Source organism: Candidatus Methylomirabilota bacterium (assembly GCA_036001065.1).
Classification (GTDB): Bacteria; Methylomirabilota; Methylomirabilia; order Rokubacteriales; family CSP1-6; genus MNEF01.
Map to the genome: position 1 here is coordinate 21,347 of DASYUQ010000044.1, position 6,385 is coordinate 27,731.

Annotated in this window: 9 protein-coding genes; 5 read left to right on the plus strand and 4 right to left on the minus strand. The window is 72.6% G+C overall.

Annotated features, from left to right (window positions below; translation table 11 throughout):
- Positions 1 to 63: 63 nt before the first annotated feature.
- Both hisC and VGV13_03890 read left to right on the plus strand, forming a co-directional pair.
- Positions 64 to 1,143 carry a histidinol-phosphate transaminase gene (gene hisC / locus VGV13_03885; protein ID HEV8640218.1) on the plus strand — a complete coding sequence of 360 codons (1,080 nt, stop codon included), beginning with the start codon at positions 64 to 66 and terminating at the stop codon, positions 1,141 to 1,143.
- A gap of 202 nt (positions 1,144 to 1,345) precedes the next feature.
- A complete protein-coding gene (locus VGV13_03890; protein ID HEV8640219.1) occupies positions 1,346 to 1,522 on the plus strand; it encodes a hypothetical protein in 177 nt (58 codons plus the stop codon).
- 87 nt (positions 1,523 to 1,609) lie between these two features.
- Here the strand turns inward: VGV13_03890 and VGV13_03895 are convergent, their stop codons facing one another.
- Positions 1,610 to 1,921 (minus strand): hypothetical protein, encoded by a 312-nt coding sequence (locus VGV13_03895; GenBank protein HEV8640220.1) that lies wholly within the window; start codon positions 1,919 to 1,921, stop codon positions 1,610 to 1,612.
- A 66-nt stretch (positions 1,922 to 1,987) separates the two neighbouring features.
- Here VGV13_03895 and VGV13_03900 point away from each other — a divergent pair, with 66 nt between their 5' ends.
- Genes VGV13_03900 through VGV13_03910 form a run of 3 tightly spaced genes read left to right on the plus strand, consistent with a single transcriptional unit; the run spans position 1,988 to position 4,570 of the window.
- On the plus strand, positions 1,988 to 2,503 hold the full coding sequence (locus VGV13_03900) for a hypothetical protein (protein HEV8640221.1): 516 nt from the start codon (positions 1,988 to 1,990) through the stop codon (positions 2,501 to 2,503).
- Complete coding sequence (locus VGV13_03905) at positions 2,496 to 3,614, plus strand: hypothetical protein (protein HEV8640222.1); 1,119 nt, start codon at positions 2,496 to 2,498, stop codon at positions 3,612 to 3,614. Before VGV13_03900 ends, VGV13_03905 begins: the two co-directional genes overlap by 8 nt.
- On the plus strand, positions 3,611 to 4,570 hold the full coding sequence (locus tag VGV13_03910) for a P1 family peptidase (protein HEV8640223.1): 960 nt from the start codon (positions 3,611 to 3,613) through the stop codon (positions 4,568 to 4,570). The genes VGV13_03905 and VGV13_03910 overlap by 4 nt, the downstream gene beginning before the upstream one ends.
- Before the next feature lie 257 nt (positions 4,571 to 4,827).
- On the opposite strand, the gene VGV13_03915 is transcribed toward VGV13_03910, so the two are convergent.
- From VGV13_03915 to VGV13_03925, 3 genes are all read right to left on the minus strand, one after another.
- On the minus strand, positions 4,828 to 5,571 hold the full coding sequence (locus tag VGV13_03915; protein HEV8640224.1) for a rhomboid family intramembrane serine protease: 744 nt from the start codon (positions 5,569 to 5,571) through the stop codon (positions 4,828 to 4,830).
- Complete coding sequence (locus VGV13_03920) at positions 5,568 to 5,735, minus strand: hypothetical protein (protein HEV8640225.1); 168 nt, start codon at positions 5,733 to 5,735, stop codon at positions 5,568 to 5,570. Before VGV13_03920 ends, VGV13_03915 begins: the two co-directional genes overlap by 4 nt.
- The coding region (locus VGV13_03925; GenBank protein ID HEV8640226.1) for a hypothetical protein at positions 5,732 to 6,385 on the minus strand (654 nt) is incomplete at its 5' end. The genes VGV13_03920 and VGV13_03925, both read right to left, overlap by 4 nt.

Here is a 6,385-nt window from a genome sequence, read left to right on the forward strand (position 1 = left end):
GCAGAGCGTAGCAACCCCGGGCAAAGACTGTCAAATGCGGCGGAGACTTACTACAATGCGCTGGTGAGAAACGTCTGGCGCCCGATCCTGGATCGCGTCGCCCCCTACGAAGCCGGCCAGCCGCTCGAAGTGCTGGCCCGTGAGCTGGGGCTGCCCGACCTCGTGCGCCTGTCGGCCAACGAGAGCCCGCTGGGCCCCTCGCCCCGCGTCGTCGACGCCATCCGCCGGGAGGCGCCCCGCGTCCATCTCTACCCCGACGGCGCCTCCACCGCGCTCCGGGAGGCCCTGGCCCGGCGCTTCGGCGTCGGTCCCGAGCAGCTCGTCGTCGGCAACGGCGCCGACGAGCTGCTGTCGCTGATCGCCGGGGCCTCCCTGGGGCCGGGCGACGAGGTGGTGGTGCCGCTGCCGTCCTTCGAGCCGTACACGACGGCGGCGGAGCTGGCGGGCGCCGTGGTCCAGCCGAGCCCGCTGGCCAAGTACGAGACGGACCTGGACGACGTGCGGCGGCGCGTGACCGCCCGCACGAAGGCGGTGATCCTCTGCTCGCCGCACAACCCGGCGGCGACGATCATCCGCCGCGCTCCCCTGCTGGCCCTGCTGGACGCGCTGGCCCCCGATCCGCCACTGGTCGTCCTCGACGAGGCCTATCGGGACTTCTGCGACGATCCCGAGTATCCCGACGGCGTGAGCCTGCTCGGGCGCTACCCGCGGCTCATCGTGCTCCGGACCTTCTCCAAGATCGCCGGCCTGGCCGGCCTGCGCGTCGGCTACGCGATCGCCACCGCGGAGACGATCGAGCGCCTCAACCGCGTGCGCGCGCCCTACAACGTCAACCGGCTCGGCCAGGTCGCCGCGCTGGCGGCCCTGGAAGACCGGGAGCACTGGGAGCGGACGCGCGCCTTCGTGATCGCCGAGCGGACGTTCCTGGCCCGCGAGCTGAGTCGCCGCGGGTATGCCTTCCCGCCCTCGCACGCGAACTTTCTGCTTCTGCACGTGCCCAACGCCGCGCTCGCGCGCGAGCGGTTGCTGCGGGCGGGGCTCCTCGTGCGCGACGGCGCCGCGGTCGGCTTTCCCGACCACCTGCGCATCTCCGTGGGCACGCGGGAGGCCAACGAGCGCCTCCTGGCCGTCCTGGATCGTTAGAGCCCCTTCTACATTCGCCGGCGTCCGATCTACAAAGTTCAGCGGGGCCGACGTCGGACCTCGCCGGCTATGCGCGCGTCACTGCGCGCGGCCGCCCCGCCGATATGGCCGGCCCTGCGCTTGCACGCCTCGGCGCGGGTTTTACGAAGACGCCGGAGGCGCAACATGGCAGAGCTGCAACGCCTCAACGAGCTGCGCGAGCGTGGAGACCGTCGACGCGGCCCAGCGCTCGTTCGCGCTCATGGGCGCGAACGCTCGGGTCCTCATGCAGTCCGTCGACCGTTTGCAGGCCGCGGCCCAGGAAACCGGCCGGCGCGTGCACGACACGCTGGCCACCAGCACCTCGAAGCTGCGGGACACCGTGCGCCGCGCGGCCTGACGCCGGTGGTCGGCCGCCGCGGCCCGCGGCGCCCGCCACCCCCCCGCGGGCTCGATCCCGTTCGCCGACGCTCCGGCGACGCCAGCGTCAGCGGCGTCGCGCGCGGGCGGCGGCCAGCTCCTGCTCGAGATCGGCGAGGCGACGGGCCAGCGCGTCCCGCTCCGTCCGCAGCGCGTTCAGCTGCCGCTCGCCGAGCGCGGAGCGCTGGTCCTGCTGGGCCAGCTTGGTCTGCAGCGCCGCCTCCCGGGCGTAAACCTCCCTCAGCTCCGTCTCCAGAAGCACGACGCGCTGCCTGGTCGGCAGGTAGTTCGCGAACATCACGTAGAGCAGCAGCACCAGAAGCAGCACGCTCGCGGCGACGAGCATCCATGGCACCTTCGCGCGCGGCGAATCCGTCACGAAGTCGGATTCTAGCAAATCTGCTATCATCAGAAATCGAGAAGCTTCCGAGACAGGGGGAAGCCCGTGGAGCTGCGGAACTTCTTCGAGCGAGCGATTCGCGCGAGCTTTCGCGATCTGGCGCTGCAGGACGAGCCCGCCGCGACCTATCTGGCCGACCTCCTCACCCGGTTCGTGCGGACGGACAACGTGTACCCGCGGGGCGTGGCCCTGCCCCGGTTGGAGACGGTCGTCGACATGCTGCTGGACATCCAGGCGGCCTGGCAGGAGGACTCGCCGTACTTCCGCCCCGAGCACGAGGTGACCGTGCGGCGCCACATCGGCGACTACACGATGTTCATGATCGGCGTCTTCCGCGAGCGCGTCGAGCGGATGGCCAGCACCGGCTACTACATATCCCAGGGCAAGTGTGCCTACCGCTTCGTCTCCGAGCACGCCCGGGTCGGCGCCGGCGCGGCGGCGCCGCCGTACCGGCGGCTCGCCGAGCGCTTCGAGAGCTACGCCGGCGCGCTGGACTACGCGCGCCGCGTCCACTTCCCCAAAGGCCCCAGCCACCCCTTCCTCCGCCTCGCGCTTGAATGAAGTAAGCGCGGCCTGCCGCCAGGCCCTGGAGGCCCTGCTCGCGGGGGGAGGCACGCCCAGCCCCGCCGAGCTCCAGACGCTCGCCACCCTGCCCACCGACGCGCTCGAGGAGGCGCTGCGCGCGCTGGCCAGCGAGCACGGCGCCGCCGCGATGCCCCTGCTCACCGCCCTCGGCTCCGGCGTGGCCGAGCGCCGCGTCCGTCGGGCCGCCAAGCGCGCGCTGTATCGTCTGACCCAGCGCGGCGTCCAGGTCCCCGAGCGGCCGCCGGTGGTGGCGCGGGGCGGGGAGCGCGCGGTGCGGGCCTGGCTCTCGGGCGTCGACGGCAGCGGCTCCCGAGCGGTGTGGGTTCTCTTCGAGGGCAGCTACGGCGCCCTCCGGCTCTGCTCGCTGATCCTCAACGATGTCGCCGGAATCCTGGACGCCGCCGGCGGCGAGATCACGAAGAAACGCCTGGACCGCGAGCTGGCCGAGCTCCGCGCCTCACAGAAGCTGCCGTGGGTGGAGACCGATCCCGCCCGCGCGGCCGGCCTGGTGGCCGAGGCGCTGGCGCTTCATCGGGCGACTCACACCGCCCCGCCCGCGGCGTTCGCGCGCTGGCAGCGGCTCTTCGAGACCGCGGCGCCCCTCGAGCTTCCGGCGCCGGCCGTCGACCCGCCACTGGTCGAGCGCTCCGCGGAGCTGCTCGGGCTGCCCGAGCTGGCGAGCTGGTTCCTCGACCCCGAGGCCGTGCACGCCGATGCCGTGGACCTGCTGCAGGCACGCGAGAGCCGGCTCGTCGTCTCCGATCAGCTGAAGGCCGAGCGCGAGGACGCGATCGTGAGCCGCGTCGTCGCGCGTGAGCTGACCGAGGGCCCCCGCCGCCTGTGGGCCCGACGGCTCCTGGAAATGGCCCTCGTCTTCGAGGCCATCGGCCGCGAGCAGCACGGTGCGCTCGCGCGGGCCGCCGCCGCGGCCCTCCTCGACACCTCGCGCGATGCCGGGCGTCTCCCGTTCGCCCGCGCGCTCGCCGCGCGGGCGCTCGAGCTGGCCGGCCAGGTCGTGCTGGGGCAACTGGGCGCCGCCGACGTGAGCCGGAAGCCCGCCCGCCCGGCCACCGTCCCCTCGGCGTGATCACCGACGTCCCCGGAATCCGCGTCGGCCACACCACCGACGATGCCGGCCTGACCGGCGTCACCGTCGTCCTCTGCGATCGGCCCGCCGTTGGCGGCGTCGAGCTTCGCGGCGGCGGCAACGACGTCGTCGGTCTCGACTTCCTCGACTCCCGCCATCTGGTGCCCACCGTGAACGGCGTCGTGCTGGGGGGCGGCAGCCGCTTCGGCGAGGAGGCCGTCTACGGCGTGCTCCGGTACCTGGAGGAATGCGGGGTGGGCTTTCCCGTGGGGCCTGCCGTGGTGCCGCACGTGCCGGGGGCGTTCCTCTTCGACCTCAACGTGGGCGATCCCCGCGCCCGGCCCACCCGCGAGATGGGCTACGAGGCCGCCCGGCGCGCCACCGGGGGCGCGGTGGCGGAGGGCAACGTCGGCGCCGGCGCCGGCGCCAGCGTCGGCAAGCTCCACCACATCGCCCGCGCCATGCGCGGCGGAATCGGCAGTGCCAGCGCGCGGCTGGACGACGTGGTCGTGGGCGCGCTGGTCGCCGTGAACGCCGTCGGCGACGTGCGCGATCCCGACACGGGCGCCTTGATCGCGGGCACACGCGATGCGCCCGGCGGGCGGCGACTCATCGACTCGGCGCGCGCGCTGGCAGATGGGGCGATGCTCGACCGCTTCGCCCCGCCCGCGCACACGACGATCGGCGTCGTCGCCACCAACGCGCGGCTGGGCAAAGCCGAGGCAACGAAGGTCGCGGCGCTCGGCATGCTGGGTTTCGCGCGGGCGCTGTCGCCGCCCCACACGGTCTTCGACGGCGACACGCTCTTCGCGCTCTCGGTGGGCGACCTGCCCGCCGATCTGACCCGCCTCGGCCTGGCGGCGGCGGACGCCGTGGCCCGCGCCATCGTCCGCGGCGTCCGCGCGGCGACCTCGCTGCCGACCCTGCCCGCCGCGCGCGACCTCGCGCCCGCCTAGTGCCGTTCCAACTATTCGTGCCTAGGAAGGCACCGTGTATGTCGTTCGTGGACAGATTTAGTATCAACAAGTTGGAACGGCACTAGGAGTCTGTCGGCGAATGGCCAGACTCGCCGACGCACTCACCGAATCCGCCACGGTTCGCCCGCCGGCTTTGCCGGCGCACGCGAGCGTGTGCGGGGAGGTGTCGGAGGGGGCCGCGAGGCCCTGTCCGACTATGGATTTCGGGAGGGGGGCGAAGCCCCCCTCCGAGTCTCCTAGCGGAACAGCCAGCCGGCGGCGGTGTAGGCCAGCAGCGCCCAGACGGCCCAGAGCCAGCGGCGGACGCGCGCAGCATGTTCCGGCGGCATCGGCTCCAGCACCACCGGATGCAGCCCGCGCGCGATCAGCGCTCCGCCCACGGCGCCGCCGATGTGGGCGCCGTTGTCGATGTACGGCGTGACGATCCCCGCGCCGATCGAGTAGATCGCCCACACCAGCAGCACCACGCCGATGCGCCGGTCGCGCAGCAGCAGCCGATCCCGGTGCCGGCGGAAGAGCACGATGGCCGCGGCCTGAAGCCCGAAGATGGCCCCCGAAGCGCCCACCGACGGCCCCGGGCTCGTGAGCACGCTCAGGAGCGAGCCGGCGAGGCCACTGCCCACGTAGAGGATCAGGTACTGGGCGTGGCCGAAGGCGTGCTCGCACACCATCCCGAGGATGAAGAGCGCGACGGCATTGCCGACGAGATGCTCGACGCCGCCGTGGAGCAGGGTCGCGCTCACCAGCCGCCAGTACTCCCCCGCCGCCACCACGCGGGCCTCCAGCGCCCCGGCGGCGGTGATGGCCGCCTGGGAGCTGAGAGCGCCCCGGGCCACCTCCCCGGCGAAAATCGCGGTGAGCAAGACGATGAGCCCGATCGTGAACGGCGGCGCGCGCCGCATCCGGCGCTCGAAGTCCACCCGCCGGCTCAGCAGCATCTCGGGCGTGATGCGTAGCGGCTGCTCGGCGCGCTCCATCATCCCGGGTCCAGCAGCTTGTAGTAGTCCGTCGCCTCGGATGGCGCCAGCGGCGACAGGAAGCCGATGGAGGCGCCGCTGTCGACGGCGTCCTCGAGCAGCGCGGCCAGTTCCGTCAGGTGAGCGCGGGCGGCGGCGGCGGTCAACGGCTCGATGTCGGCCTTCATCGGCCTTCGCCGCTGTCGAGCATGATGCCCAGCGCCAGCGCGACCCGCCGGTCGAACCGGCGCTCGGTGTCGGCCTTGAGGTCGAGGACGTAGCGGTCGAGGAGCGTGAACTTCCGATTGAACTCGCCGAGCACCGTGCCGTCCGGATGCGTGAGGACGAAGTTGGTGCGGAGGAGCCCGAAGAGCGACCCCAGCACGCGGCGGAGCAGCGAGAGCACGATCGAGTCCTCGATGGCGAGGGCGACGACCCGGCCCGCGGGCGTCTCGACGTACCAGCGCTTGCGGATGACGTTGTGGACGTACCGTTTGCGCAGCCGCGCGAGAATCTCGCCGCCGGTGGTCACGACCGTGTACGTCCGGGTGAGCACCGCGAAGCGCTGATCCTGCAGCACGCGCAGCAGGCTCTCCACGCGCGACTCGTCGCGGTACACGGTGACGTGGCGAAGCGGCCGTAGCGACATCGACACCACCACGAAGGTGCCGGGGACGAGGACGAGTCCAGCGAGGATGAGCAGCCCGCCGAGATCCTCGCCCACCGACCGCACCAGCGTGGAGATCCAGATGATCATCGCCATGGTGGCGATGGTGCCGAGCAGGTACGCGAGGACCGCGCGCAGCAGAAACGTCGGGCGCTCGACGTAGAGGATGGA

Excerpts from the sequence above, each read along its gene's own strand:
- VGV13_03915 (HEV8640224.1), bottom strand. The coding sequence starts at position 5,571 with ATGATGGAGCGCGCCGAGCAGCCGCTACGCATCACGCCCGAGATGCTG.
- VGV13_03920 (HEV8640225.1), bottom strand. The coding sequence starts at position 5,735 with ATGAAGGCCGACATCGAGCCGTTGACCGCCGCCGCCGCCCGCGCTCAC.